This is a genomic window from Salinisphaera sp. PC39, from assembly GCF_040361335.1.
Taxonomy (GTDB): Bacteria; Pseudomonadota; Gammaproteobacteria; order Nevskiales; family Salinisphaeraceae; genus APNM01.
Window position 1 is genome coordinate 268965 of record NZ_APNM01000002.1, and the last position, 26978, is coordinate 295942.

The 26978-nt window shown below is 69.1% G+C and carries 25 protein-coding genes; 8 read left to right on the forward strand and 17 right to left on the reverse strand.

The features are described from left to right. Positions 1–217: 217 nt before the first annotated feature. The 5 genes from mutM to PC39_RS03675 form a co-directional block, all read right to left on the reverse strand. Positions 218–1033 (reverse strand): bifunctional DNA-formamidopyrimidine glycosylase/DNA-(apurinic or apyrimidinic site) lyase, encoded by an 816-nt coding sequence (mutM, locus tag PC39_RS03655; RefSeq protein WP_353252003.1) that lies wholly within the window; start codon positions 1031–1033, stop codon positions 218–220. Between the two features lie 148 nt (positions 1034–1181). Further along, complete coding sequence (locus PC39_RS03660) at positions 1182–2078, reverse strand: DUF4340 domain-containing protein (protein WP_353252004.1); 897 nt, start codon at positions 2076–2078, stop codon at positions 1182–1184. 40 nt (positions 2079–2118) lie between these two features. Further along, positions 2119–3486 (reverse strand): GldG family protein, encoded by a 1368-nt coding sequence (locus PC39_RS03665; protein WP_353252005.1) that lies wholly within the window; start codon positions 3484–3486, stop codon positions 2119–2121. Further along, positions 3483–4250 carry an ABC transporter permease gene (locus PC39_RS03670; protein WP_353252006.1) on the reverse strand — a complete coding sequence of 256 codons (768 nt, stop codon included), beginning with the start codon at positions 4248–4250 and terminating at the stop codon, positions 3483–3485. The genes PC39_RS03665 and PC39_RS03670 overlap by 4 nt, the downstream gene beginning before the upstream one ends. Next, positions 4247–5200, reverse strand: coding sequence for an ABC transporter ATP-binding protein (locus tag PC39_RS03675; RefSeq protein ID WP_353252007.1), 954 nt, complete (start codon positions 5198–5200; stop codon positions 4247–4249). The genes PC39_RS03670 and PC39_RS03675 overlap by 4 nt, the downstream gene beginning before the upstream one ends. A 107-nt stretch (positions 5201–5307) precedes the next feature. Between PC39_RS03675 and PC39_RS03680 the strand changes: the two genes are divergently transcribed. Continuing rightward, complete coding sequence (locus PC39_RS03680; protein WP_353252008.1) at positions 5308–7311, forward strand: hydantoinase/oxoprolinase family protein; 2004 nt, start codon at positions 5308–5310, stop codon at positions 7309–7311. Between the two features lie 127 nt (positions 7312–7438). Here PC39_RS03680 and rpmG read toward each other — a convergent pair whose 3' ends face one another. From rpmG to radC, 4 genes are all read right to left on the reverse strand, one after another. Beyond that, positions 7439–7594, reverse strand: coding sequence for a 50S ribosomal protein L33 (gene rpmG, locus PC39_RS03685; protein ID WP_353252009.1), 156 nt, complete (start codon positions 7592–7594; stop codon positions 7439–7441). Beyond that, on the reverse strand, positions 7594–7830 hold the full coding sequence (gene rpmB, locus PC39_RS03690) for a 50S ribosomal protein L28 (protein WP_353252010.1): 237 nt from the start codon (positions 7828–7830) through the stop codon (positions 7594–7596). The genes rpmG and rpmB overlap by 1 nt, the downstream gene beginning before the upstream one ends. Positions 7831–7990: 160 nt before the next feature. Further along, positions 7991–8629 carry an outer membrane beta-barrel protein gene (locus tag PC39_RS03695; protein WP_353252011.1) on the reverse strand — a complete coding sequence of 213 codons (639 nt, stop codon included), beginning with the start codon at positions 8627–8629 and terminating at the stop codon, positions 7991–7993. Positions 8630–8766: 137 nt separating this feature from the next. Continuing rightward, a complete protein-coding gene (gene radC, locus PC39_RS03700) occupies positions 8767–9441 on the reverse strand; it encodes a RadC family protein (protein WP_353252012.1) in 675 nt (224 codons plus the stop codon). 442 nt (positions 9442–9883) lie between these two features. On the opposite strand from radC, the gene coaBC reads away from it, so the two are divergent. The 3 genes from coaBC to argB all read left to right on the forward strand — a co-directional run bounded on the left by coaBC (position 9884) and on the right by argB (position 12609). Next, positions 9884–11089, forward strand: coding sequence for a bifunctional phosphopantothenoylcysteine decarboxylase/phosphopantothenate--cysteine ligase CoaBC (gene coaBC, locus PC39_RS03705; protein WP_353252013.1), 1206 nt, complete (start codon positions 9884–9886; stop codon positions 11087–11089). Positions 11090–11098: 9 nt separating this feature from the next. Beyond that, on the forward strand, positions 11099–11554 hold the full coding sequence (gene dut / locus PC39_RS03710; protein ID WP_353252014.1) for a dUTP diphosphatase: 456 nt from the start codon (positions 11099–11101) through the stop codon (positions 11552–11554). 170 nt (positions 11555–11724) lie between these two features. Beyond that, entirely contained in the window at positions 11725–12609 is an 885-nt protein-coding gene (gene argB, locus PC39_RS03715) for an acetylglutamate kinase (protein ID WP_353252015.1), read from the forward strand. 334 nt (positions 12610–12943) lie between these two features. On the opposite strand, the gene pyrE is transcribed toward argB, so the two are convergent. Further along, positions 12944–13591: an orotate phosphoribosyltransferase gene (gene pyrE, locus PC39_RS03720; protein ID WP_353252016.1), complete on the reverse strand. Its 648-nt coding sequence runs from the start codon at positions 13589–13591 to the stop codon at positions 12944–12946. A 332-nt stretch (positions 13592–13923) separates the two neighbouring features. On the opposite strand from pyrE, the gene PC39_RS03725 reads away from it, so the two are divergent. The 3 genes from PC39_RS03725 to PC39_RS03735 all read left to right on the forward strand — a co-directional run bounded on the left by PC39_RS03725 (position 13924) and on the right by PC39_RS03735 (position 17548). After that, a complete protein-coding gene (locus PC39_RS03725; protein WP_353252017.1) occupies positions 13924–14703 on the forward strand; it encodes an exodeoxyribonuclease III in 780 nt (259 codons plus the stop codon). A 126-nt stretch (positions 14704–14829) separates the two neighbouring features. After that, complete coding sequence (locus PC39_RS03730; protein ID WP_353252018.1) at positions 14830–16194, forward strand: AmpG family muropeptide MFS transporter; 1365 nt, start codon at positions 14830–14832, stop codon at positions 16192–16194. 10 nt (positions 16195–16204) lie between these two features. Then, a complete protein-coding gene (locus PC39_RS03735) occupies positions 16205–17548 on the forward strand; it encodes a DUF4139 domain-containing protein (RefSeq protein ID WP_353252019.1) in 1344 nt (447 codons plus the stop codon). Between the two features lie 163 nt (positions 17549–17711). Here PC39_RS03735 and idi read toward each other — a convergent pair whose 3' ends face one another. The 4 genes from idi to mvaD form a co-directional block, all read right to left on the reverse strand. Then, the gene (gene idi / locus PC39_RS03740) at positions 17712–18299 is read right to left on the reverse strand and encodes an isopentenyl-diphosphate Delta-isomerase (protein ID WP_353252020.1); all 588 of its coding nucleotides are present in this window, start codon (positions 18297–18299) and stop codon (positions 17712–17714) included. 137 nt (positions 18300–18436) lie between these two features. Continuing rightward, a complete protein-coding gene (locus tag PC39_RS03745) occupies positions 18437–20719 on the reverse strand; it encodes a hydroxymethylglutaryl-CoA reductase, degradative (protein WP_353252021.1) in 2283 nt (760 codons plus the stop codon). A 101-nt stretch (positions 20720–20820) separates the two neighbouring features. Beyond that, complete coding sequence (locus PC39_RS03750) at positions 20821–21723, reverse strand: GHMP family kinase ATP-binding protein (protein WP_353252022.1); 903 nt, start codon at positions 21721–21723, stop codon at positions 20821–20823. Between the two features lie 101 nt (positions 21724–21824). Continuing rightward, complete coding sequence (mvaD, locus tag PC39_RS03755; RefSeq protein ID WP_353252023.1) at positions 21825–22805, reverse strand: diphosphomevalonate decarboxylase; 981 nt, start codon at positions 22803–22805, stop codon at positions 21825–21827. A gap of 187 nt (positions 22806–22992) precedes the next feature. On the opposite strand from mvaD, the gene PC39_RS03760 reads away from it, so the two are divergent. Then, entirely contained in the window at positions 22993–24450 is a 1458-nt protein-coding gene (locus tag PC39_RS03760; RefSeq protein ID WP_353252024.1) for a hydroxymethylglutaryl-CoA synthase, read from the forward strand. Here PC39_RS03760 and PC39_RS03765 read toward each other — a convergent pair. From PC39_RS03765 to PC39_RS03775, 3 genes are all read right to left on the reverse strand, one after another. Continuing rightward, positions 24444–24740: a DUF6763 family protein gene (locus tag PC39_RS03765; RefSeq protein WP_353252025.1), complete on the reverse strand. Its 297-nt coding sequence runs from the start codon at positions 24738–24740 to the stop codon at positions 24444–24446. The genes PC39_RS03760 and PC39_RS03765 overlap by 7 nt on opposite strands. A 267-nt stretch (positions 24741–25007) precedes the next feature. Beyond that, complete coding sequence (locus PC39_RS03770) at positions 25008–26048, reverse strand: NADP(H)-dependent aldo-keto reductase (RefSeq protein WP_353252026.1); 1041 nt, start codon at positions 26046–26048, stop codon at positions 25008–25010. After that, positions 26045–26974 carry a phosphoribulokinase gene (locus PC39_RS03775; RefSeq protein ID WP_353252027.1) on the reverse strand — a complete coding sequence of 310 codons (930 nt, stop codon included), beginning with the start codon at positions 26972–26974 and terminating at the stop codon, positions 26045–26047. Before PC39_RS03775 ends, PC39_RS03770 begins: the two co-directional genes overlap by 4 nt. Between the last annotated feature and the right edge of the window lie 4 nt (positions 26975–26978).

Here is a 26978-nt window from a genome sequence, read left to right on the forward strand (position 1 = left end):
CAGATTCGGCACAGCGCCAGCCGCGAAGCGTCCCGGCGACCGACTCGCCTAGCCGAAGATCGGCCTTGGCGGGTGCTTCCGGAAGGAATAATCCGCAGATGACGCAGATGGACGCCGATTAAAGAACGTCCTAAATGACTCTGTGAGAATCCGTGTAATCTGTGGATCACACAGACGCCCTGAACAGCCGCGGCGCCAACCGCGAAGCGTCCTGGCACTAGCGCTGACAAACCGGGCAGAAGAAGGTGCTGCGCTGGCCGATCACGCGCCGGCGTACGGGGCCGCAGCCGCGGGGGCAGGGCTCGCCGGCCTTGCCGTAGACGGCGAGGCGTAGCTGGAACCAGCCGGTGCCGCCGTCGACACCCACGTAGTCGCGCAGGGTGGTGCCGCCGGCGGCGATGGCGTCGGCCAGCACGGCGCGTACCGCTTCGGCCAGGGCCGTGTAGCGGGCGCGGGAGATCCGGCCCGCGGGCCGCGCGGGATGGATGCCGGCCATGTGCAGGGCCTCGCAGGCGTAGATGTTGCCCACCCCCACCACGATCCGGCTGTCCATCAGGAACGCCTTGACCGGCGCGCGCCGGCCGCGCGAACGGGCATGCAGCCAGTCGCCGTCGAAAGCGTCGGACAGCGGTTCGGGGCCGAGCCCGGCGAGCAACGGATAGGTCTCGGGTTCGCCGGTCAGCCAGAAGGCGGAGCCGAACCGGCGAGGGTCGTGGAAACGCAGCGCCTGTCCGCTGTCCAACACGATATCCAGGTGGTCGTGGCTCTCGGGTGCGAGCCCCGCGGGCACCACCCGCAGGCGGCCCGACATGCCCAGGTGCAGCATCAGGTGGCCGTCGCCCGCGGCGAACAGCAGGTATTTCGCCCGGCGCGAGACGTCGTCGATGCGCCGGCCGGGCAGGGTCTCGGCCAGCGCCGGCGACACCGGCCAGCGCAGCCGCGGCTCCCGCACGATCACCCGCTCGACCCGCCGGCCGATCACGTGCGGCGCCACGCCGCGGCGCGTGGTCTCGACCTCGGGTAATTCGGGCATCGGCTTTTGCCAGCGTCGTTATTAATCAAGCACGCCAAGCTTAACCACAGAGACACAGAGGGCACAGAGACTTGGCAGTTCAAGAAGCCGACAGGTCATGACACTGCTCCTGGCGGTGCGTTTCCCGCCGTTTGCGTGCCCAGACCGACTATTTCTGCTCTGTGTTCTCTGTGTCTCTGTGGTTCGTCTTTTCGGCATCGTGCTGCATGTCCAGAAGCGGGCCGGCTTCGTTGGCGGCGATATGGTAGTGCACGCCGAGCGCCGGGTCGCGGAGGATGAGCTGGGGCTGGCGGGCGACCACGGCCAGCTCGCGGACCTCGCCGCCGGCGAGGTGGATGCGTACGCGGGACTCGGGTTCGCGATCGTCCGCGGGTTTCAGCCACATGGCGCGCGCGGCGTGCCAGGCGCGGAGGGTGCGCTGGGCTGCGTCCGCGCCGCGGTCGGCGCTCGCCGGGCTGACGGCCCAGCCGCCGTTGCCGGCGGGGGTGAGGGTGGCCCCCGGCAGTTCCAGCTTCTCGATCTCGGCGTCCTCGGACAGCAGGTCGCGGGCGATCAGGTTGCTGAACTCGGCGTCCAGGGCCCGCATGTTGGGTTCGTCGATCAGGTACACGGTATCGCCCACGCGGGCATAGCGGTTGCCCTCCAGGGCCGATTGGCCGCCCAACTCGATGCGGGCCCCGCGGCCGTCGCCGGTTTCGAGGATCACCGTGTGGGGCGGCTCGTCGAGCCCGATACGGGCGGGGTCCAGTTCGCCCTCCGGGTACTCGCGGTGAACGTCGGCCTCGGCCAGCCGCAGTATCTGCATGACCTCGCTGTCCTCCAGCCGGGCCGCGATCGGCGCGGTCATGCGCCAGCCGTCGTCCCCGCGCACCAGGTGCAGGTCCAGGGCGTCGGGATACTCGATCCGCACGTCGGCGATCGCGTCCCGCGACAGCGCCGTGAGCGGGTCCGGCTCGGGCGCGCTCTCGCGGTCCAGCCAGAGCAGGGCGGTCAGCAGCACGGCCGCCGCGACCAGCACGAGGTTCAACAGACTGCGTCGATGCATGGCGTCTCGCTATCCCGGAGGGTGAAGCCTTGGCTGACGCTCAACGCCGGCGCCGCAGCCACCAGCGGCCCACGCCGACGGCGAGCAATGCCAGCGGCAGGATGACCACGAACAGATACCAGATCGCCCGGCCCTGCCAGGGCGCGAGCTGCAGCGAGCTGTCGGGTGCCGGCGGTACCCGCACCGCGATCTGCTCGTCGCGGTTGGCCAGCCACTGGAAGATCGACAGGCCCAGGTCGAGGTTGCCGGCGGTGTTGATGTAGCCGTTGGCCAGGAAATCGCTGTCGGCCATGACCACGGCGCGCTGTTGCGACGGCTTGCCGGTGTCCGTGCCGTTTGCCTCGTCGCCGGCGGGCCGTTCGCGGGTGGCGGCCATGCCGATGGTCACGGGACCGACCGCGTCCTCGCTGTCCTCGTCGTAGGTGACCTGCTCGGCATCCAGGGTGCCGGTCTCCAGCCACGAGCGCGAGGGGGTGCGCACCAGCGGCTTGGCCTGCCAGCCGCCGCCGGCGCTGTCGCCGTTCTCCGCCGCGGCCAGGCCGCCGGCGAAGGGGAACAGCGAGAGGCTGTCCAGGCGTTTCGTGATGGGGTGCTCGGGGTAGCCGATCACCAGGGCGATCGCCGGGTGCTTGAGGCCCAGCTCGCGGTAGTCCGGGTAGATCACGGTGCCGTCGCGCCAGCGCAGGCCCAGATCCCCGGCCAGCGGCGACAGGCCGTAGCGCTTGCCGGGATCGTCGGCCCACAGCAGGTTGCCGCCGCCGGCGACGTATTCGCGCACCATCTCGACCTCGCCCGGCAGCAGGCCGCGCTGCGGGCTGGCGATCACCAGCACCGCCGTGTTGTCGGGAATGCGCGGCGTTTCCGCGAGGTTGAGGGTACGGGTCTTGAGTCCCTGGCTGTCCAGCTCCTTGGCCAGGGCGCTGTAGCCGCCCTGTTCCTCGTCGGCCGGTGTGCGCTCGCCGTGGCCGGTGAGGAACACCACCCACTGCTCGCCCGCGGCCGAGAGCTGCTGCAGGGCGTTGGTGACGGTCTGCTCGCTCAGGTCGTCGAGGGTACGGGAACGGCCCTCGTAGCTCACCCGGACTTCGCCCGCGCGGCGCACGCCCAGTTCCCGCATCTTCTGCGGATTGGCGGTCGGATCGACGAAGGTCAGGGCGACGTTGTCGCGGTAGCGCCGGTAGCGGTCGATGCGGGTGCGAATGCCCTCGCGTTCGGGCCCGGGGTACTCGAACGCCGTGAACTCGATCGGCTCCGGCATGGCGTCGAGCACCCGCTTCGAGGCGTCGGTCAGCGAGTTGCGGTTGGCATGGGTCCAGTCGGCATCCCAACTGTAGCGGTTGCTGACGAAGACCAGCAGGGCCGCGATCGCGACGATCAGGACGACGGTGAGCGCACGTTGGTATTTCATTGACGCTCCATATCCAGGCGCTGGACGGTCAGGGCCAGGAACAGCCCGCAGAAGATCACGTAGTAGAGGACGTCGGCGGTGTCGAAGATGCCGTAGAGCAGGTCGTCATAGTGGCCGATGAGCGACAGTTGCCGCGCGGCCTCGGCCAGCGGGAGCTGGTAGCCGAACACCGCGGGTTGCCACTCGAAGAACGACACCGCGTGCAACAACCACACGCCGAGCAGTACGCCGAAGCTGCCGATCGCCGCCAGCGTGGGCTCGCGCGTCAGCGAGGACACGAAGATGCCGGTGGCCGCGAACGCCGCCATCATCAACCACAGGCCGAGGGTGGCCGAGGCCAGCATGCCCACGTCCAGCGGCGTGCCCATCAGCAGCGAGTAGGGCATGAGCGCGATCAGGGCCAGCATCACGGTGAGAAAGCCCAGCACGCCCAGGAACTTGCCGATCACCATGGCGGTGACCGACACCGGTGCCGCGGTGAGCAGGTCGAGGCTGCCGTTCTTGCGCTCCTCGGCGAAGCTGCGCATGGTCAGCAGCGGGATCACCAGCAGCAGGACGATGGTGGCGAAGCGGTAGAGCCCGGCGCCTACCACCTCGGAGACACCGGCGTACTCGTTGATCCGCTGCGGGTTCATCATCAGGTCGGCCAGCGACATCGCGAACAGCAGCCCCAGCAGGAGCTGCACGACCGCGAGGACGGTCCAGGCCAGCGGCGACACGAACAGTCGCCGCAGCTCGTGGCCGGCGATATGGATACTTCTCATGCGGCCTCCTCTCGGATCGGCTCGGGCTCGCGGCTGGTCAGCTCGGCGAAGATGCCCTCCAGGGTCCGGCGTGCCGCCGACAACTCATAGAGCCGCCAGCCACGCTCGGCGGCGGTGGCGGCCACCCGCTCGCGGATATCGACGCCGGACCGGCATTCGAGTCGCCAGCGACCGTTTCCGAGATCTTGGACCGCGGCGACGCCGTCGATGGCGGCCAGATCGTCGCGGGTGACGTCGGCATGCAGGCCGACGTCAACCAGTTCCGGCAGGCGGTCGCCCTCGATCTCGGCCATCGGCCGGTTGAACACGACCCGGCCGCCGTGAATGATCATCACCCGGCTGCAGGTCGCCTGGATCTCCGGGAGGATGTGGCTGGAGAGCAGTACGCTGTGGTGCTCGCCCAGGCGCGCGATCAGGCCCCGGATCTCGCGGATCTGGTTGGGGTCCAGGCCCACCGTGGGCTCGTCCAGGATCACCACGTCCGGCCGGTGAAGGATCGCCTGGGCGATGCCCACCCGCTGCTGGTAGCCCTTGGATAGGTTGCCGATCACGCGGCGGCCGGTGTCCGCGAGGCCGCAGTCGTCCTTGGCCGATGCCACGGCGTCCCGGCGGCGGGCGCGTGGCACGCCGTGCAGGCGGGCGCAGAAGCCCAGGTACTCGTCCACCGTCAGTTCGGGATACAGCGGCGGGCGCTCCGGGAGATAGCCGAGGCGGCCCTTGGCGCGGGCCGGGGCCTCGGCCATGTCGTGGCCGCAGATGCGCACGCTGCCCGAAGTCGGCGCCAGGCTGCCCGACAGCATCCGCAGCGTGGTGGTCTTGCCGGCCCCGTTGGGTCCGAGCAGGCCCAGGATCTCGCCCTGGCGCAGCGTGAGGTCCACGCCGGCCACCGCTGTCTTGACGCCGTAGCGGCGGTGCAGTCCCCGCGCGGAGACCAGTGGTTCGTCACTCATTCGACAACCTCCCCGTTGTCCGGTCGCGGCCTTGTTCGTTCTCGTGCAGCATACGGGACGGCGCCCGCCGGGGTGGCCGCCCCTTTCGTTTAAACTGTTTGCCCGACATGACTACCGCCGACGACAGAAGTTCCGGAGACCGCGCGTATCTGCTGGGTGTCGACACCGGCGGCACCTTCACGGACTTCGTGCTGTTCGACAGCGAGCGTCTGCGGGTCGCCAAGCGCCCCTCCACGCCGGATGCCCCCGAGCGCGCGGTGCTGGACGGCGCCGCCGGCCTCGCGCCGGCCGACGGACCGGCGCCGCGCCTGGTGCACGGCTCCACCGTGGCCACCAACGCCCTGCTCGAGGGCAAGACCGCCCGCACCGCCTATATCGCCAACGAGGGCCTGGCCGACGTGCTCACGATCGGGCGGCAGAACCGCTCGGAATTGTACAAACTGGAACCGGCTTGCCAAGCGCCGCCGGTGCCTTTCGATCTGTGTCTCGAAGTCGCCCAGCGCAGCGCGCCGGACGGTGCCGATGTGACGCCGCTGGACGCCGCCGCCCTGGAAGAGCTGGTCGCCCGGGTGCGCAAGCTGGACCCGGAGGCGGTCGCCGTCAACCTGCTGTACTCATTCGTGGACGACAGTGCCGAGCGTCGCATCGAGCGTGCCCTCATCGACGCCCTGGGCGCGGATGTCACCGTCTGCCGGTCGAGCCGGGTGCTGCCCGAATACCGGGAGTACGAACGCGGCATCGCCACCTGGATCAACGCCGCCCTCGGCCCCCGGGTCGGGCGCTACCTCGGCCGGCTCAAGGCCGGCGTGGGGCCGCTCGCGGTGATGCACGGGGCGGCCGGCACGGTGGACGTGGACCAGGCCGCGGACCACGCCGTGAATCTCCTGCTGTCCGGGCCGGCGGCGGGACTGCTCGGGGCCCGCTTCGCGGGACGGCTGGCCGGCGAGGAACGGCTGCTGACCTTCGACATGGGCGGCACCAGCACCGACGTCGCCCTGATCGACGGCGGGATCCGGCTCACCAGCGAGGGGACGATTGCGGGCTACCCCGTGGCCGTGCCCATGGTGGACATGCACACCATCGGCGCCGGCGGCGGCTCGCTGGCCCGGGTCGATGCCGGCGCCATGCTGCGCGTGGGCCCCGAATCCGCCGGCGCCGATCCCGGCCCCGCCTGCTACGGCGGCGGCGGGGAACGGCCCACGGTCACCGACGCCAACGTGGTGCTCGGCCGCCTGCCCGCCAGCACCCGTCTGGGCGGGGACATGGCGTTGGACGTGGCCGCCGCGCGCAAGGCGATGGGCGGACTGACCGACACCCTGGGCGTGGATGTCGCCGAGGCCGCCGAGGGGGTGATCCGGGTCGCCAACGAGGCCATGGCCCAGGCCCTGCGCGTGATCTCGGTGCAACGCGGCGAGGATCCGCGCGACTACGTGCTGCTGTGCTTCGGCGGGGCCGGCGGCATGCATGTCTGTGCGCTCGCGGAGGCGCTGGGCATGCGTCGGGCCCTGGTGCCGGTCTACGCGGGCGTTCTCTCCGCGCTGGGCATGCTCGCCGCGCGCCGCTCGCGCGAGCTGTCGCACAGTGTCCTGAAGCCGCTGGCCGCGATCGACGCGGCCGCGATCGACCGGCGCCTGGCGGACATGCGCGAGCGCGGCCGGCGGGAACTCGCGGCGGAGGGCGTCCCCTCGGCGGACATGGAGGCCCGCATCAGCGCGGACCTGCGTTACGCCGGGCAGAGCTTCACCCTGAGCCTGCCCTGGCGCGGCCCGGAGGAGACCGGCGACGCATTTCATGCCGCCCACGAGGCGCGCTACGGCCACCGCCTGGATCTGGACGTGGAACTGGTGAACCTGCGCCTGTCCCTGCAGGGGCCGGAGCCGTCGCTGCCGATTCCGCAATTGGCGCGGGGGGACGGGGTGCCGGACCCGGTCGAGCGGGTGCATGTGCACGACGTGGACGGGGATGTCCCGGTCTACGCGCGCGAGGACCTGTTGGCCGGCCAGCGCTTCGCCGGCCCGGCGATCGTGCGCGAGCGGGTGTCGACGACCTGGGTGGCCCCCGGCTGGGGGTGCGCGGTCGACGACTACGGGAATCTGCGGTTACAGGGGTAACCAGATTGCAGATTACAGGTTACATATCAGAAAGAAGACGGGTGCCTGCGGCGCCTGTCTTGCTTGCAACCTGTCTCCTGTAACCTGAATCCTATGAAGAAGGCCCGCGTCGAGCGGGCCTGCTTCATTATTTGATCTTGCCTTCCTTGAAGATCACGTGCTTGCGCACGACCGGATCGTACTTCTTCATCTCGAGCTTGTCCGGCGTGTTCCGCTTGTTCTTGTAGGTCGTGTAGTAGAAGCCGGTGTCGGCGGTGGAAACGAGCTTGACCTTCTCTCTCATCAGACCTTCTCCCCGCGCGAACGAAGCTCGGACAGCACCGTGTCGATGCCCTTGCGATCGATGATGCGCATGCCCTTGGAGGACACCCGCAGGCGAACGTAGCGCTTCTCGGACTCGACCCAGAAGCGATGCCAATGCAGGTTCGGCTCGAACCGGCGCTTGGTCTTGTTGTTCGCGTGCGACACGTTGTAACCGGTGACCGGACGCTTGCCGGTGACCTGACAGACTCGGGACATGGCCAAAATCCTTGGGTGACGACCTCGAATCGGGGCCGGCGAGCGCGCCGAGCCCCTGCAAAGAGCCGCGTTTTATACCAGTTCGCGCGGCTCGGCGCAAACGGCGGGCGCGAAAAAAGGCCCCGCCGGGGCGGGGCCTCAAGTCGCCCTCGACGGCGGTTTACATCCAGTAGAAACGCGCGCCGAGGCGGATCTCGTTCTCGAGGTCGATATCGGCGTTGACGCCGCCGCCGTCAGCTTCGAGGTTATGCGTGCGCCACTCGGCGTTCAGCGCGACCTGATCGGTGACGTTGAAGATGCCGCGGATGCCGTAGCGCCAGCCGTCGAGGTCGAGACTGGTGCCATCGATCTCGCCGTAATCGACATAGGCCACGGAGGGATTGATCTCGACGCCGGCGGTCGGCACCCAGCGGAAGCCGCCGGTCAGGCCGAAGCCCTCGGCGTCGGAGTCGAACTCCTCGTAACTGAGCATGCCGTAGACATCGGCCGCGCCGTTGGCGGGATTCAGCGCCGCCCGCAGACCCACGCCCAGGGTGGTCAGGTCGGCGTCGCCGGCATCGTCGAAGGACAGGTCGTTGTACTCGCCGAGCAGGAACAGGTTGTCGGTAACGGCGCCGGAGGCCTCGATACTCCAGCCGTCGTAGTCATCGGAACCGTTGCCGAGCCCCGGCACATTGGTATCGAGGTCGATCTCGCCGTCCGCGATCCAGTCGGCCTGGACGTAGTTGTAGCTGATGTCGGCATTGGCGGTCAGGGGCCAGGCCAGGGCCGCGCCCATGACCAGTGCAATACGTTTCATAGTCGTCTCTCCCATTGCAGAGTTGCTTTCGCGTCGTAGGAACGCCCCACAACAGTGCTTATAATGGACTGGTTATATTACTTTTTTTCGAATCATGCAATCACTTTCGATTGCCGTTGCGCCGGATCGGTGCAGCATTACAGGAGACCGCGTTCGGCGAAGGAGGTGCTGGCGCCGTCGCCGATCACCAGGTGATCGAGCACCCGGATGTCGACCAGGGCCAGGGCCTCGCGCAGGCGCCGCGTGAGCTCGCGGTCGGCGCGCGACGGCTCGGGGATGCCGGAAGGGTGGTTGTGGGCCAGGATCACGGCCGCGGCGTTGTGCGACAGCGCCGCCTTGACCACCTCCCGAGGATAGACCGCGGCCCCGTCGATGGTGCCGCGGAACAGTTCCTCGCAGGCGATCACGCGGTGGCGGTTGTCCAGGAACACCACCGCGAACACCTCGTAGGCGCGGTCGGCCAGGCGCTGCCGCAGATAGGCCCGCGTGGCCTCGGGGTCGGTGAGGGCGTCGCCGCGCCGCAGGCGCTCGGCCAGATGACGGCGGGCCATCTCCAGCACCGCCTGGAGCTGCGCGTATTTGGCGGCGCCGAGACCGCGCGTGCCGCAGAAGCGGTGCCGGTCGGCCTCCAGCAGCGGGCGCAGGCCACCGTACTCGCTCAGCAGCGACCGAGCGAGGTCGACGACATTGGTGCCGGTCACGCCGGTACGAAGGAAAATCGCCAGTAGCTCGGCGTCCGACAGCGCGGCGGCACCGCGCTCCAGCAACTTCTCGCGCGGCCGTTCCCCGGCCGGCCAGTTGGTGATGCTCATGGTTCTCCGCTTCCCTGCGGGTTGTGGGCACTAGATTGCTTGGAGCGGGCGTTTGGATCAACCGGTTTCGTGTTTCGTGTTTCGAGTTCGGCGGCTCGATCTTTGGGGGCGCTGTGCGGTTGGCGCGGTGCCGGGTCAAAGCGTTTGTTTTTATCCGCAGATGGACGCCGATTAACGCAGATTGGTGGGGGGTTGTTCTTTAATCTGCGTACATCTGCGTCATCTGTGGATTGTTTCTTCCAGAGGCACCCGCCCAGGTCCGTTTCCGGCTCGGCGTTTCCGTTGTCGAGGTGCTGCGCGATCGGCGCCGTGCGGCTCGGAGTCCGGTTTGATCCACGCATTACGCAGATGACACAGATTGATGTCTGTGTCATCCGTGAAATCCGTGGATTGTTTGACCCGGCACGCCGCGCCGGGCGCCGATCCGGTAGAATCCAACCCCATGAGCGCATTGCAAAACCGCCGTATCCTACTGGGCGTGACCGGGGGCATCGCCGCCTACAAGGCCGCCGACCTGACGCGCCGCCTCGTGGAGGCGGGCGCCGAGGTCCAGGTCGTGATGACCGACGGCGCGCAGCGGTTCATCACACCGCTGACGCTGCAGGCGGTCTCCGGGCGCGCCGTGCGGACCTCGCTCTGGGACGAGTCCGCGGAGCTGGGCATGGGCCACATCGAGCTCGCGCGCTGGGCCGATCTGGTGTTGGTCGCGCCGGCGACCGCGGACCTGATCGCGCGATTGGCCCAGGGGCGGGCGGACGATCTGCTGACCACGTTGTGCCTGGCCACGGAGGCGCCCCTGATGGTGGCGCCGGCAATGAACCGCGTGATGTGGGCGCATCCGGCCACGCGGGCCAACTGCGACACCCTGCGCGAGCGCGGCGTGACGATCGCCGGGCCGGGCGAGGGCGAGCTCGCCGAGCGCGAGAGCGGTCCCGGCCGCATGCTGGAGCCCCTGGATATCCGCGAGCGGGTGATCGCGCATTTCGCCGGCGGGGCGCTGTCCGGCCGGCGGGTGCTGGTCACGGCGGGGCCCACGCGGGAGCCGCTGGACCCGGTGCGCTATCTGAGCAACCGCTCCTCGGGCCGCATGGGCTTCGCGGTGGCCGCGGCCGCGGCCGCGGCGGGCGCCGAGGTGACCCTGGTCACCGGCCCGGTCGCGCTGGCCACGCCCCCGGGCGTCGCGCGCGTGGATGTGGAGACCGCGCAGCAGATGTTCGACGCCGTCGCCGAGCGGGCCGCGGATGCGGATATCCTGATCGCGGCGGCGGCGGTGGCGGATTACCGGCCGGAGACGGCGGCCGCGGGCAAGATCAAGAAAACGGATGCCGCGATGACGCTGGATCTGGCCCGTACCCGCGACATCCTGGCGGAGACCGCGGCCGCGCATCCGGATCTGTTCGCGGTGGGTTTCGCCGCCGAGACCGACGACATGGAGACCTACGCCCGCGGCAAGCTGCGTGACAAGGGCCTGGACATGGTCGTGGGTAACGAGGTCGGGCCGGACAAGGCCTTCGACCGCGAGGACAACACGCTGTACGTGTGCTGGCCGGGGGGCGAGGCCCGTTTCGCCACGGCCTCCAAGACGGCGCTGGCGCGGGATCTGGTGACGCTCGTCGCCGAGAGATTGGAAGACTCGACACAGACCTAGGAAACGACGATGCACAAGCTCCAGGTGCGGATACTCGACCCCCGGCTCGGGACCGAATACCCGCTGCCCGATTACGCCACCGCCGGCTCCGCCGGCATCGACCTGCGCGCCTGCCTGGACGCGCCGTTGACACTGCAACCGGGCGATTGCGAGCTGTTGCCCAGCGGCATGGCGATCCACATCGGCGATCCCGGCCTGGCGGCGGTGATCCTGCCCCGCTCGGGGCTGGGCCACAAGCACGGTATCGTGCTCGGCAACCTGGTGGGGCTGATCGATTCCGACTACCAGGGCCAGGTCATGGTCTCCTGCTGGAACCGGGGCGGTACCGAGTTCACCATCGAGCCCGGCGAGCGCATCGCCCAGATGGTGCTGGTGCCCGTGGTCCGGGCCGCGCTGGAGGTCGTGGACGAGTTCCAGGCCAGCGAGCGCGGCGAGGGCGGCTTCGGCTCCTCCGGCAGGCATTGATTGTGAATGAACCACAGAGGCACAGAGCACACAGAGTGCTTTGAATAGCAGAATACCGTAGAGATTTTTGTCGCCGAGAAATGCTCGCGCTCGCGAGTCTCAATATCTTTTACAGGCGATTCATTACTCTGTGCCCTCTGTGTCTCTGTGGTTAATCTTTGGGAAAAACCATGTCGCTGACTTCGGAACAGGCCATGAACATCGCCCGGGTACTGGGCGAGGCGTTGCCGTACATCCGGCGCTTCGCCGGCAAGACCGTGGTGGTGAAGTACGGCGGCAACGCCATGACCGAGCCCACGCTCAAGAGTGGCTTCGCGCGCGACATCGCCCTGATGAAGCTGGTGGGTATCAACCCCGTCGTGGTGCACGGCGGCGGGCCGCAGATCGGCGAGCTACTGGGACGGCTGGGCAAGGAGAGCCGTTTCGTCGGCGGCATGCGGGTGACCGACGCCGAGACCATGGACGTCGTGGAGATGGTCCTGGGCGGCTTGGTGAACAAGGAGATCGTCAACCTGATCAACCAGCACGGCGGCCGGGCCGTGGGCCTGTCCGGCAAGGACGGCGGCCTGATCCGGGCGCGCAAGCTGCCCGCCGGCAGCGGCGATGCCGGCGAGGAGGTCGATCTCGGCTTTGCCGGCGAGGTGGCGTCGATCGACCCCGACCTGGTCCGGCGGCTGGACGAGGACGACTTCATCCCCGTGATCGCGCCGATCGGCGTCGGCGACGACGGCCGCTCTTACAACATCAACGCCGACCTGGTGGCCGGCAAGATGGCCTCGGTGCTCGGCGCCGAGAAACTGATGCTGCTGACCAACACCCCCGGCGTGCTGGACAAGGCGGGCAAGCTGCTCACCGGCCTCAAGCCGGCCCAGGTCCAGTCCCTGATCGATGACGGCACCATCTCCGGCGGCATGCTACCCAAGATCCGCTGCGCCCTGGACGCCGTGGCCTCCGGCGTGCGCGCCGCCCATATCGTCGACGGCCGCGTGGAGCATGCGGTGATGCTGGAACTGTTCACCGACGCCGGCGTGGGGACCCTGATCCGCGCGGCTTAGAATCCACGGATTACACAGATTGCGCAGATTGATGTTGCCTTAAAAAATCTGTGTGGATCGGCGTAATCCGCGGATAAAAAATGCCTTGATTCGCCTTGGCGCCAACCGCGCTGCGCCCCGGCGACCGACTCTCCGAGCCAAAAACAGGTCCTGGCGGGTGGTTCCTGGAAGAAATAATCCGCAGATGACGCGGATGTACGCAGATTAAAGAACAAGCCCCACCAATCTGCGTTAATCGGCGTTTATCTGCGGATAAGACAAATGCCTTGACTCGGCACGGCGCCAACCGCGTAGCGCCCCCCAAAGGTCGAGCCGCCGAAAACGAAACTGGAAACTACCCGGCTGCCACCCCGAACCTTTCCCGATACGCCTCGATCCGCGCCAGGTCCGCCTGCTCGGTCCCGCGCTCCCGCAGATACGCCAGTAGGTCGTCCAGCGTCGCCACGGCCACGGTGGGGATGCCGTATTCGGCCGCCAGCGTCTGGATCGCGGAGCGGTCGCCGTCGGCGCGCTCCTGGCGGTCCAGGGCCACCAGCAGGGCGGCGACCTCGGCGCCGGCGGCCTCGATTAGGCCGACGGCCTCGCGCACGGCGGTGCCGGCGGTGATCACGTCGTCCACGATCACCACTCGGCCGGACAGCGGCGCGCCCACCAGCACGCCGCCCTCGCCGTGGTCCTTCGCCTCCTTGCGGTTGTAGGCGAAGGGCACGTCGCGGCCGCGGCCGGCGAGGGCGCAGGCCACGGCGGTGGCCAGGGGGATTCCCTTGTAGGCCGGCCCGAACAGGGCGTCGTAGTCGATGCCGGCGGCTTCCAGCGCCGCCGCATAGCTGTCCGCCAGCCGCGCCATGGCCGCCCCGGAGGCGATGGCGCCCAGGTTGAAGAAATAAGGGCTGACCCGACCGGACTTGAGCGTGAACTCGCCCAGCTTGAGGGCACCGTGCTCGAAGGCCAGGTCCAGGAAATCGCGCTTGCTGTCGTGCATGTTGTTCGGGCCTGTGGGGGGCTTCGTTCGGCTCGGGATTTAACCACAGAGGCGCACGGAGGCGCACAGAGAAAAGCATGTTGGTCTGGCGTAGGCGTCGGAGGGCGATCCGGTCTCCAGCGCGCATTTTCTTCCGTTGCAGGGATAGCTAGCGTGCCTTCCCCTTTCGCGCCGCGTTGTTAAGCGCACTCGGAAACCTGGCTTCCCTCTGCGCGCCTCCGTGCGCCTCTGTGGTTTATTAAGCAGGTCGGCCGCATGGCTGCCGTATCGATTCTGTCTCCCAGGGTGGCTGTCGGTATGATACCCGCCGGTCCGGAAACGCTTCGTAGTTCATGCGCATCATCTCGTTCAACGCCAACGGCATCCGCGCCGCCGCGCGCAAGGGTTTCTTCGAATGGCTCGCCCGCCAGGACGCGGACGTGGTCTGCATCCAGGAGCTGAAGGCGCAGCAGCACCAGCTCGAGGGCGACGACACCTTCTTCCCGGAGGGCTACCACTGCTTCTACGAGGAAGCCACCAACCGCAAGGGCTACTCCGGCGTGGCCCTGTACGCGCGGCGCGAGCCCGACGAGCTGATCCGCGGTATGGGGCACGAGGAATTCGACGCCGAGGGCCGCTACATCGAGGCCCGTTTCGGCAATCTCGCGGTGGCGAGCCTGTATGCGCCCTCCGGCTCCTCCGGCGATCACCGGCAGGCCTCCAAGGACCGCTACCTGGCGTACTTCCTGCCCTACCTGGAGCGGCGCAAGGCCGCCGGCGACGATTTCGTGCTCTGCGGCGACCTCAACATCGCCCACAAGGAGATCGATCTCAAGAACTGGCGGTCCAACCGCAAGAACTCGGGTTTCCTGCCCTACGAGCGCGAATGGATGGATCGGCTGTTCGACGAGGTCGGCTACGTGGACGCCTTCCGCGCGGTCAATCCCAACCCCGACGAATACACCTGGTGGTCCAACCGCGGCCGGGCCTGGGAGAAGAACGTGGGCTGGCGCATCGACTATCACATCGTCACGCCGGGCCTGGCGGACCGGATCGAGGCCGCATACGTCTACCGCGAGGAACGCCTGTCCGACCACGCGCCCCTGACCCTGGACTATGACTACGATTTCTAGCTTGGCCTCGAACGAACCATCCCCGTCGCCCCGGCAGGGGGAGGCAGGCCCCACAGACGCCTTCCCTCTCCCCCGAGACGGGGGAGAGGGTCAGGGTGAGGGGGCGGTACGTCACGGGGCCTGCGCATGACGGCGACCGGAGAACACGGCTGGCGCGAAGCCCTGGTCGTCTACGGCCGCGGTCGGGTCCTGGGCATGGGCTTCCTCGGCTTTTCCGCGGGGCTGCCCTTCCTGCTGGTGTTCTCGACCCTGTCCGCCTGGTTGACCGAGGTCGATGTCTCGCGCGCCACCATCGGGTTCTTCTCCTGGGTGGGCATCACTTACTCGATCAAGTTCTTCTGGGCGCCGGTGATCGACCGGCTGCCGCTGCCGCTGCTGACCCGGATCTTCGGCCGACGGCGATCCTGGATCCTGCTGGCCCAGGTGGGTCTTGCCGCAGGCCTCACCGGCATGGCCCTGACCGATCCCCGTACCGAGCTGGCGACGCTGGCCGGATTCGCGCTGCTGGTGGCGTTCTCGTCCGCGACCCAGGATGTCTCCATCGATGCCTGGCGCATCGAGGCGGTGCCGGAGGAGTGGCAGGGTGCCATGGCGGCGACCTACCAGGCCGGCTACCGCGCCGCGTTGCTCGCCGCCGGCGCGGGGGCGTTCTACATCGCCGCGGCCACTGATTGGCCGCAGACCTACCTGGTGATGGCGATGCTGGTCGCGGTGGGCATGGTCACCGTGCTGCTGGTGGGCGAACCCGACGTCGAGCCGTCCGCGAGCGCGGCCGCCCGCGAGCAGCGCGTGATCGATTTCCTGGAGCGCTCGGACAATCTGCCGGGCTGGCTGCGCGACGCCGGTGCCTGGTTCATCGGCGCGGTGGTGTGCCCGTTCGTCGACTTCTTCGCCCGCTACGGGCGGCTGGCGGTCGCCGTGCTGGTCTTCGTGGCCATCTTCCGGATCACCGACATCACCATGGGCGTGATGGCCAATCCCTTCTACCTGGATATCGGCTACACCAAGTCCGAGATCGCCAGCGTCGCCAAGATATTCGGCATCGGCATGACCATCCTGGGCGCCGCCGGCGGCGGCGCGCTGGTGATGCGCTTCGGCATCATGCGGCCGCTGCTGGGCGGGGCGATCCTGGCCGCCGCGACCAATCTGGCGTTCGCCTGGCTGGCCACCCGCAGCGATCCCGGACTGGCGGGCCTGGCGGTCACGATCTCCGCGGACAACCTCGCCGGCGGCATGGCCGGCTCGGCCTTCATCGCCTACCTGTCGAGCCTCACCAACACCCGTTACACCGCCACCCAGTACGCCCTGTTCTCGTCGCTGATGACGCTGCCGGGCAAGTTCGTGGGCGGCTTCTCGGGTGTGGTGGTGGAGGCCTTCGGCTACGCCCAGTTCTTCATCTACACCGCGATCGCCGGCATTCCGGCGATCCTGCTGGCCTGGTACCTGATGCGGCAGGCCGGCGCGGATGCATCCCCCGACAACGGAACCTGAGGAGACGGTCATGCGTGCAATCGGACGGCATCGGCTCGCGCTCGCCCTGGCGGCGGCGCTCGCGGCGCCCGCGGCGACGGCGGCGGATCAGCGGATCACGGTCTTCAACCAAGGGGCGGCCCTGATCACCGAGCACCGTGAATTGCGTTTGGAGGCGGGCGACCAGACCGTGCCCTGGCCGGGGCTGCCGCGGGCGCTGCTGGCCGAGACCCTGATGCTGGACGGCGACGGCGTGCGCCTGACCGGCTACCGCGATTCGCGCGACCTGCTGGAGCCCGGCGCGCTGCTGCGGCGCCTGGTCGGCGGGACCGTCACGCTGCGGCGCGACGACGGGCAGGGCGGCGACGTCGAACGCCGGGCGCTCCTGCTGAACGCGGACGGCACGCCGCTGGTGCGCCTCGACGGCCGCGTGGAGATACTGGACGCGGGATCGCCCTGGCGCATCGCCGCCGAGTGGCCCGAGACTCTGCCGCAGTCGCCGTCGGTGACGCTGGACCTGCGGGCCGAACGCGGCGGCAGCCGCGACCTGGCGCTGACCTATCAGACCGGCGGGTTCGGCTGGAACGCCGCCTACGTCGCCCGCTACGACGACGAGGCGCGACGCCTGGAACTGCGCGCCGATGCCGTGATCCGGAACGACAGCGGCGGCGACTGGCGCGACGCCGAGGTGATCCTGGTGGCCGGGGACATCGAGCGCGCGGGCGGCAAGCATTACGCCCCGGCGATGATGCGCGCGGAAGTGGCGGCCGACAGCGCCGGCGGCATGACCGCCGAGAGCGCCTTCGAGTACTACCGCTACCGACTGCCCGAGCCGGCCACCCTGCGCAGCGGCGAGACCCGCAGCTTGGCTCTGCTGGCGCCGGCCGCGGTCGAGGTCGCGCGGGAGTATCGCATCGAGGGCGGCTGGCGCCGGGTCGGCGACGCCATGCGTGCCAACGCCGCGATCCGCCTGGGCTTCGAGAACGACCTGGACAAGCCCATGCCGGCCGGCACCGTGCGCGTCTACGACGCCGGCGAAGTGCCGCAGCTACTGGGCGAGGACCGTATCGGTCACACGCCCGAGGGCGGGCCGGTATCCCTGACCCTGGGCCGGGCCTTCGATATCACCGCCGAGCGCACGGTCACCGACGAGGTCCGCGACGGCGGCGCCCGCGAGTCCGAACGCCGGGTGACCGTCTCCAACGCCAAGGACGAGGCGGTCAAGGTCCGCATCGTCGAATCCCTGCCCGGCGACTGGGAGATCGTTTCCCAGAACCTGCCCCACGAAAAGCTGGATGCCAACCGCGCCGCCTGGATGGTGGGCGTGCCGGCCGGCGGCAAGGCGCGGCTGAGTTATCGCGTGCGCTGGCGTTGAATCAAGAAAGAGTTAATTAACCACAGAGGCACAGAGGCACAGAGCAAAAAGCCGAACAGCAAATGACAGTCATAGACGGTAAGAGCCAAGAAGACAAGGTTTCACCAGCCTTTTTCAGTCTTGCGCTTCATTTTCTTCTCTCTGTGACTCTGTGCCTCTGTGGTTAATCTTTTCCAAGTAAAGTTTCTACCGTGAACCAGTGGTCCTGCCGGATGCGCGGCCATTCCAGCCGCAGCCAGGGGGTGAAGTCCTCGGGTCGCTCGGCCAGGGCGGCATCCAGCGCCGCGGGTTCGATCCAGTCGGTGTCGGCGATCTCGTTGACGTTGTAGGCGACCGGGTCGTCGCTGACCGCGGCATAGATGCTGCACAGCTCGTGCTCGGCGCCCAGGTCGCGGTAGCGGGCGTGGTAGCGGAACCGGAACAGGAAGTGCAGGGCCGGCGCGATGCCCAGTTCCTCGTGCACCCGGCGGTCGGCGGCGGCCGGATCCTCCTCGCCGCGCCGGGGATGGCTGCAGCAACTGTTCGACCAATAGCCCGGCCACAGGCGCTTGCCCTCGGCGCGCCGCTGCAGCAGCAGCCGTCCGGCGGTATCGAACACGAAGATGGAGAACGCCCGGTGCAGCAGTCCTTCGCCGTCGTGGCAGATGTTCTTGGCTTCGTACCCCAGGATGTTGTCGTCGGGATCGACCAGGATCAGGGGCTCGTCGTCGAAGGAGACGACGGTGTCGTTTGTTTCTGCATGCCGGTCCATTGATTTCAACCGCGGAGTCGCAGAGCCGCGAAGCGAAGGAGGACTAACCACAGAGGCACAGAGGCACGGAGGGCTCTCAAGGTTGAAATCTCTTTTCTCTGTGTTCTCCGTGACTCTGTGGTTCGTGCTTCATCGGATTATCGAATTTCGGTGATGAACGTGTCATAGCCGGCGGCACGCATCGCCAGGGCGATGTCCTGGGTCTTGTCCTCCTCGGCGACCGCGATCATCGCGCCGCCGCCGCCACCGCCGGTGAGCTTGGCGCCCAGGGCGCCCTTCTCGCGGGCGATCTGGACCAGTTCCTCGATCTCCCAGCAGGACACGCCCAGGGCGTTGAGCAGGCCGTGGTCGATGTTCATCAGCTCGCCGAGCTCCCGGATGTCGCCGCGGGCCAGGGCCTCGGCGCCGGCCAGGGCGAGATCGTCGATCTGGGAGAAGATCGCCTCGTAGCGCTCGGGATTGGCCTGCCAGGCGGCGCGCACGCGGCCGACGGTCTCGGCGGTCAGGGTGCGGACCCCCGACAGCCCGATCACCACGGGGATCGGTTCGGGTGCGTGGATCTCCCGGATCAGCGGCTGCGGGCGCGCGGGCTCGCCTTTGCGGAACAGGATCGGGCGGCCGTAGGTGGCCAGGGTGTTGTCGATACCGCTGGGCGTGCCGTGCGCGATCTGCTCGCACTCGTAGGCGATGTCGTTGATGCGCTCGTTGTCCAGCGTCAGGTCGTAGGCCCGCGCGATCGCGCGGATCACGGCCACGGCGAGGGCGGCCGAGGCCCCCAGGCCCACGGCGCGCGGCACGTGCGGGAAGACCTCGACCTGCATGCTGCGGCCCTGCACGCCCAGGCGGCGGGTGATCAGGTCCAGGGACTTGTGCAGCGAGTTGTCGGCGTGGGTGGGCTCGTGCAGCGTCAGCTCCACGCCCCAGCGCGGGATCAGCAGCTCGGTCGGTCCGTCGTCCTGCGGCTTGACCTCCGCGCGGATCGACAGCGGGATGGGCGCGGCGATGGCATGACGGCCGTAGACCACCGAGTGCTCGCCCAGCAGGATGATCTTGGCGAAGCCGGCGCCGGCATCGTGCTCCTCGTGGCGGACCGTTTCCGCGGCCGTGCCGGTCGCGTCGCCGGTCTCGGTCTCCGCCTCGCCGAGTTCCTCGACGATCTCGCGCGCCTTCCAGACCTTGATGTCGCCGCTCTCGATGAGACGCTCGACCACCGCCTCGAAGCGGTGCTCGTCGACGCCGGCGGCGATCGCCACGCTGCGGGCGTGCAGGGTCATGTGGCCGCGCTGGATGCCCTCGGTGGACAGTGCCCGGATGGCGGCGAAGTTCTGTGCCAGGCCCACCGCGCACATCACCTGCGCCAGTTCCGGCGCGGATTCGATGCCCAGCAGCCGGTGGGCGATGATCACGGCCTGGTTGGATTCCACCTGGCCGCCGACCGTGCCCACCTTGAGCGGCATGTCCAGCTCGCCGACCAGGTCGCCGGCGTCGTTCTTGTACCACTTGGTCAGCGAGGTGTAGTGCCCGCTGCGGGCGGCGTAGGCATGGGCGGCGGCCTCGATCGCGCGCCAGTCGTTGCCGGTGGCGATGGCCACGGCGTCGATGCCGTTCATGATGCCCTTGTTGTGGGTCGCCGCGCGGTAGGGATCGGCGGCGGCGAACTCGGTCGCCAGGATCACGCCGTCGCGCACCTGCTCGCCGGAGAACTCGCCGCTGGCCAGCAGCTCGACCGGGATGGTCGCCCGCGCGCGCACCATCGAGCGGTCGGTCAGGTTGGACAGGATGCGCAGGAACACCTTGCCGTTGGTGATCTTCTCGATCAGCGGGGCCACGCCCTCGCACATGGTGTTCACGAGGTTGGCGCCCATGGCGTCGCGGGTATCCACGATCAGGTGCACCACCAGCATGTCGCCCTGGCCGCCGGAGGCGTTGTGGATCTTGACCTCCACGTCCTTGGCGCCGCCGCCGCGCGCCACCATCTTCGGATGCAGGCTGTTGGCGAGGTTGAGGATTTCCTCCTTGCGCTGGAGCACGGCCTGCTGGAGCTTGGCCGGATGGGCGACGTCCACCACCTGGATCTGGCCGATCAGCATCGGATCCTCGGCCACGCTATCGAAGCCGCCCGCGCTGCGCACCAGCTTGGCCGCCGAGGACACCGCCGCGATGATCGAGGGCTCCTCGACCACCATCGGCACCAGGTAATCCTTGCCGTTGACCTCGAAATTCAGGCCCAGCCCCATCGGCAGGGAGAAGGCGCCGATGACGTTCTCGACCAGCCGGTCCGCCTTGGCGGCGTCCAGCAGGTGCTTGCCGTCCATGAGCATGTGGTACTCGGCCTCGCTGATGACGCCGCGCTCGAACAGCACCTGCAGCCGATTGGCGACCGAGAACTTGTAGAACTCTGGGATCCGGGAACGACTCATGGGCAATCCATCCGTGGGCGCCGGGGGCGCCGGACTGGGGGAAACGTCGTGGTGACGGGGCGTATTTTACTCCAGACCGGCGCGCCGGGCACGGCCGGCCCTCAATCCGCCGGCCCGGCGCCCGCCGCGCCGAAACGCAGCGCCGGCACCGCGAAGCCCGCCGACCGGATCGCCGCGCACGCCCGTTCCAGTTTGCCGGGCGAATCCGCGAGCACCAGGCCGAGGTCGCCGCCGCCCGCGCCGGAGGGCTTGAATACCGCTCCGGCTTCCGCCGCCAGGGCGGCCAGGCGCGCGTGGGCGGGCAGCAGGATGGCCGCGCCCGCGGCGTCGCCCAGGGCGGCGAGGGCTTCCCGGTAGTCGTCGGCCGCGGTGACGAAGGCCGCCGCGTCGCCGGCGGCGAACGCATCGCGTCCGGCCTCGGCGAGCCGGCCTAGCCGGCCCATGTGCCGCTCGTAGCGGGCCGGCTCGGTCTCCCGCAGCCGCCGGACCGTCCCCACCAGGTCGCGGGTGTCGGCACCACCGCCCGTGACCACGGCCTCGGCGTGCAGGTCTCGCGGCCATGACAGGGGATACGGGTCGCGGCCGGCGGCGAAGTCCACCACACCGCCATGTATTGCCGCGGCCACGTCGGCGCCGCTGCCGCTGCCGCCCTGGGCCTCGCGGTGGGCCGCGATCGCCAGCGCGCAGAGTTCGTTGGGGCCGGCGCGCAGCCCGCCCGCCGCCGCGAGGGCGGTGGTCAGCGCGGCCGCCACCGCCGCCGAGGCGCCCAGCCCCAGCTTGCCCTCGGGGCCGAAGAAGGCCCGGGTGTCCACCGTCACCGCCCGCGGCGGCAACTCGCAGTGCGCGGCCAGCGTCCGCCGCACGGCGTCGAACACCGCCGATCGCGCCATGCCGGCGCCGTCCAGGTCCGGCAGCGTGGCCAGCGACCACTCGGCGGCCGGGGCCAGACGGACCCGCGCGCGCCGGTCCACCGCGGCCACCAGGGCGGGGGCGCCCTCGAGCACGGCGTATTCGCCCAGGAGGAAGAGTTTCCCGGGGGCGTCGAACGCGGCTTGGCCGCGCGCCGTTTTCCGTTTTCCGTTTTCCGTTTTCCGGTCGGACACGATCAGGCGGAGTCGAGGGTGTCCGGCTCGATGGTATGGGCGCCGCGACCGAGGCCGCTGGTGCGGGTGGCGGCGACGCCGGGGACGCTTGCCAGGGCGGCGGCGACGCGGTCGGCGTCCGCCGGATCGCAGATCGCCTTGACCTGGGGGCCGGCGTCCACGGTGGCGTAAACCGGCAGGCCGTCGGCGCGCAGGCCGCGGATGGTGTCCAGCAGGGCCAGGGTCGTCGGCCGCCAGTAGATCAGGCCGGGCCGGGCGGCGAGCATGGCGCCGTGCATGGCCAGGCAGTTGGATTCCGCCAGTTCGCCCACGGCGGTCAGGTCGCGGGCCGCTATCGCCTCGCGCATTGTCGGCAGGTCCGCGGCGACGGTATCCAGCCAGGCCCGGTAATAGGGTGAGGTGGCGGCGGTATGGCGCATGCCCTCGGTGGAGCCGATCTCCTTGGCGCCGGCGTCCACGATCGCGATCACCACCGCCAGCGGCCAGTCTTCCGGAGGCAGCAGCGGTACCGCATGCGGATCCTCGCCCTCGGCCCGCATCTCGGCGAAGCCGCCGAAGATCGAGCGTGCCGCCGAGCCCGAGCCGCGGCGGGCCAAGGCCGACAGCGCCGCGTCGTCGAAGGTCAGGCCCGCGGCCCGGGTGGCGGCCAGGGCCAGGGCGGCGAAGCCCGAGGCCGAGGAGGCGAGCCCGGCGCCGGTGGGGAAGTCGTTGCGGGAGACCACCTCGGCACGGGTATCGATGCCGGCGCGTTCGCGCACCAGGTCGAGGAAGGCGACGACCCGTGCGTCGTTCCCGCCGCCGGCCAGGCGGATGTCGTCCGCGGCCAGGCCCGGATCGAAGCGCACCCGCGTCTCGCTGGTCAGGGCGTCCAGGGTGATCGAGATCGAGCCGGCCGCCGGCCGGTTGCCGGGGCCGTCGCGTTTGCCCCAGTACTTCACCAGGGCGATGTTGGCGTGGGCGCGCGCCGCGCAGACGTGTTCCATGACGGCGCGATGTTACCGCGAGCGGGGCAGTAGCGTCTGTTACCATTGCCCGCCGTTGCGCGCCGTCCGGCGGACGGCGCGTCGTTTCCGGTTTCGAGTTTCCGGTCCGGCGGCGCTGCGCCGGGGGACGGCAGGGAAGCGATCTGGAAACCGGAAACCGCGAACTGGAACTCAAGGAAGACAGCCCATGCCCGGATTCAGCGGTTTCGCCCTGTACACGCCCCGTTATCGCGTCGACCTCTCGCACTGGTGCGAGTGGCGCGGCCAGCCGCGCGAGAAGGTGCATGCCGTGATCGGCGACGGCTTCCGGGTGTGCGGGCCGGACGAGGATGTCTACAGCATGGCGGCGACCGCCGCCCTGCGGCTGATCGAGGCCTACGACCTGGATCCGGCCCGCATCGGTTACCTGGCCCTGGGTACCGAATCCAGCGCCGACAACGCCGCCGGCGCGGTGATCGTGCGCGGTCTGCTCGACGAAGCCCTGACCGCGACCGGCCGCGGTCCGCTGGCCCGGGACTGCGAGGTCCCGGAGTTCAAGCAGGCCTGCCTGGGCGGGCTGTACGCGGCGAAGGGCGCCCTGCGTTACCTGGGCGCGGACGGCTGCGGCCGCCAGGCGATCGCGATCGCCGCGGACATCGCCGAATACGAACCCGAGTCCTCCGGCGAGCCGACCCAGGGCGCCGGGGCGGTGGCGATGCTGCTGGAGGCCGAGCCGCGCCTGCTCGATGTCGACCTGGGCGCGGCGGGCACCGCCAGCGCCTACCGGTTGGCGGATTTCCGCAAGCCGGTCTCGCGTTTCTGCGACCGGCGGCCCGGCGCCGCCGGCCGGGTGCCGGATTATCCGGTGTTCAACGGCGGCTTCTCCACGGATTGCTATGTCGACGCCGTGCGCCACGCCGTGACGGCGCTGGCGGACAAGCGTCACCAGACCCTGTGGGACGCGGTCACCGACTGGGACGCGGTGTTGCTGCACCGTCCGTATCACCGCATGCCGCGCAACGCCTGGGGCATGCTCTACCTGTTCGCCCTGGCCGCCGAGGGCCGACCGGCGCTGGCCCACGCGGCGGAGGCCGCCGGCGTCGACGCCGGGGCGCTGCAGGCCGAGCTGAGTGCGGTCGTCGATCTGGCGGAACGGGCCCGCGAGGGGCGTGCCAACGCGCCGACCTGGCCGCTGGCGCAGTCGGTGCTGCGGCGGCTGCGCGACGATCCGGCTTTCGTCGAGCACGTGACCGACCGGATGGCGCCCGGCGACGAACGGATGCGGGAATTGGGCAATCTCTACACGGCGGCCCTGCCGGCCTGGCTGGCCGCCGCGCTGACGGCGGCCGCGGAGGCGGGAACGGATATCGCCGGCGAGCGCTGGCTGGCCGCGGGCTACGGCAGCGGCGACGCCGCCGAGGCCTGGCCGTTACGGGTGGTGCCGGGTTGGCGGGAGGCGGCCGGCCGCATCGGTCTCGACGCGGCCCTGGCGGGCGCCGTGGACCTGGACCGCGAGCAATACGCGATCCTGCACGCCGGCGGGGCGCCGGCGGGCTTGGCCGGTGACGGCGGTCGCCGCTTCGCCGTCGCCGCGGTGGGCGAGCGCGACACGGCCGACTTCACCGACCGCGGGGTCGTGTATCACCGTTATGTGACGGCTCAGTAGAGCAGTCGCTCGATCTCGTCCACGGGATCGCCGTCCTGGCCGTGCAGCCAGTCGGCGTCGAGGTCCTCGCGGTCGGCGTCGAAGGCGCCGGACCAGTCCTCGGGCTGCGCCGATTCCGCCAGGGGCATCTGGGTCCAGGCGTCGAAGTCGAACTCTTCCACGGTGCCGTCGAAGTACTGGACCTCGATGGTGCCGCCGGCCTGGTCGAACGCGACCACCTCGAAGCGCTCGCCGGTCTCCAGATCCTCGAACCAATCGCCGATCTCGATCTCGCGCAACGATCGTCCCATGACCACCTCCTCCGTCTACGGACGGCTCGTTTGTCGGGACATGTCCAGCTATAGGACGGATGTGCGCGAATGGCAATAGCGGTTACCGCGCGTTCGGCGTAACCGACTGAAATAGAGGAAAAAAAGCGCAATATCACGGTTCACGGCCGCTATGCGTGCCCGGTGTCCGTAAACCCGGGCGGGACCAGTGTCTTACGCCGCGAAGTTCACGTGCCATCCGCCGTTCGCGTGCGCCCGCCCGCGCGCACGCGCGCTCCTGCGCGTCTTTTAAGGGCAGGGATTCGGATGCGATTCGTGGATGCCCTCGATCTCGGCCAGGATCTCGTCGTCCAGGTCGATGTCGATGCTGGCGATATCGCTGCGGAGCTGGTCCATGGTGGTGGCGCCGACCAGATTGCTGGCGAGGAAGCTGCGGGAATTGACGTAGGCCAGGGCCATTTGCGCCGGGTCCAGGCCGTTGTCGCGGGCGAGCTCGACGTAGGCACGCGCGGCGCGTTCGCCGGCCTGGGTGTTGTAGCGGGTGAAGCGGTCGAACAGCGTCAGACGTGCGTCCTTCGGCGCGGCACCGTCCAGATACTTGCCGCTGAGCACCCCGAAGGCCAGGGGCGAGTAGGCCAGCAGCGGCACCCGCTCGCGGTGCGCGCACTCGGCCAGGCCGACCTCGAAGCTGCGATTCAGCAGCGAGTAGGGGTTCTGGATCGAGACGATACGCGGCAGGTTCCGGGTCTCCGCCAGGTGCAGGTAGCGCATCAGGCCCCAGGGCGTTTCGTTGGAGATGCCCAGGAAGCGTACTTTGCCGGACGCGACCAGCTCGGCGGCTTCTTCCAGGGTCTCTTCCAGCGCGATCTCGTCCTCGGCCGGCTTGTGGGTGTAGCCCAGGCGGCCGAAGAAGTTGGTGCGGCGGTCGGGCCAGTGGATCTGGTAGAGATCGACGTAGTCGGTGCGCAGGCGCCGGAGGCTGGCCTCCAGCGCGGTGCGGAGCTGGCCCCGGCCCGGCCGGGTCTCCTGGCCGTCGCGAATCCAGGTCATCTCGCTGCGGCCGGTGGCCTTGGTGGCCAGGATGATGTCTTCGCGCCGGCCGTGGCGCGCCAGCCAGGAACCGATGTATTCCTCGGTCCGGCCCTGGGTCTCGGCCCGCGGCGGCACGGGGTACATCTCGGCGGTATCGATGAAATTCACGCCCTGGCTCAGGGCGTAATCGATCTGCTCGTGGGCATCGGCCTCGGTGTTCTGCTGGCCGAAGGTCATGGTGCCCAGGCCGATGACGCTGACGTTGAGACCGCTGGATCCGAGGGGGCGGTATTTCATCGCTTGCTCTTCCGTCCTCTGCCTTTGCCGCGCGTGGCGCGATCGGTGTGCGGGCTGTGCGGCCGGGCCGCCAACAGCATTTCGATGATCGGACCGATGATGATCTCGATGGCCATGCGCATCTTGTTGCCCGGCACCACCAGGGTATTGGGCCGCGACATGAACGAGTCCCGGATCATGGTCAGCAGGTAGGGAAAGTCCACCGGCCAGGCCCGGGGCTCGCGGAAACGGATCACCACCATGGACTCGTCCGCGTTGGGCACGTCGCGGGCGATGAAGGGATTCGAGGTGTCCACCAGCGGCACCCGCTGGAAGTTGATGTCCGTGCGCGAGAACTGCGGCGTGATGTAGCGCACGTAGTCCGGCATCCGGCGCAGGATGGTGCGGGCCACGTCCTCGGGGGCATAGCCGCGTTCGTCGGTGTCGCGCCGGATCTTCTGGATCCATTCCAGGTTGATCGTGGGCACCACGCCGACCATCAGGTCGACGTGCTGGGCGATGTCCACCTGGTCGGTGACCGCGCCGCCATGCAGGCCCTCGTACATGAGGACCTCGGTGTCGTCCGGGATCGCTTGCCATTCGGTGAAGGTGCCCGGACGCTGACCGAACTCGGCGGCCTCGATCTCGTCGTGCAGGTAGCGCCGGGTCATGCCCCGGCCGCTGTCGCCGTATTGGCTGAACAGCTCTTCCAGCTTGTCCAGGTGGTTGGCGGCGGGTCCGAAGTGCGAAAAGTTCTCGCCCCGGATGGTGGCGCGTTTGACGGCCTCGGCCATTTCCTCGCGGTCATAGGCGTGGAAGGCGTCGCCGTCGATGAAGGCCGGTTTGACGTCGAGCCGGTGGAAGATGTGCTCGAATGCCACCCGGGCGGTGGAGGTGCCCGCCCCGGAGGAGCCGGTGACCGCGATGATGGGGTGTTGTGCCGACATAGCT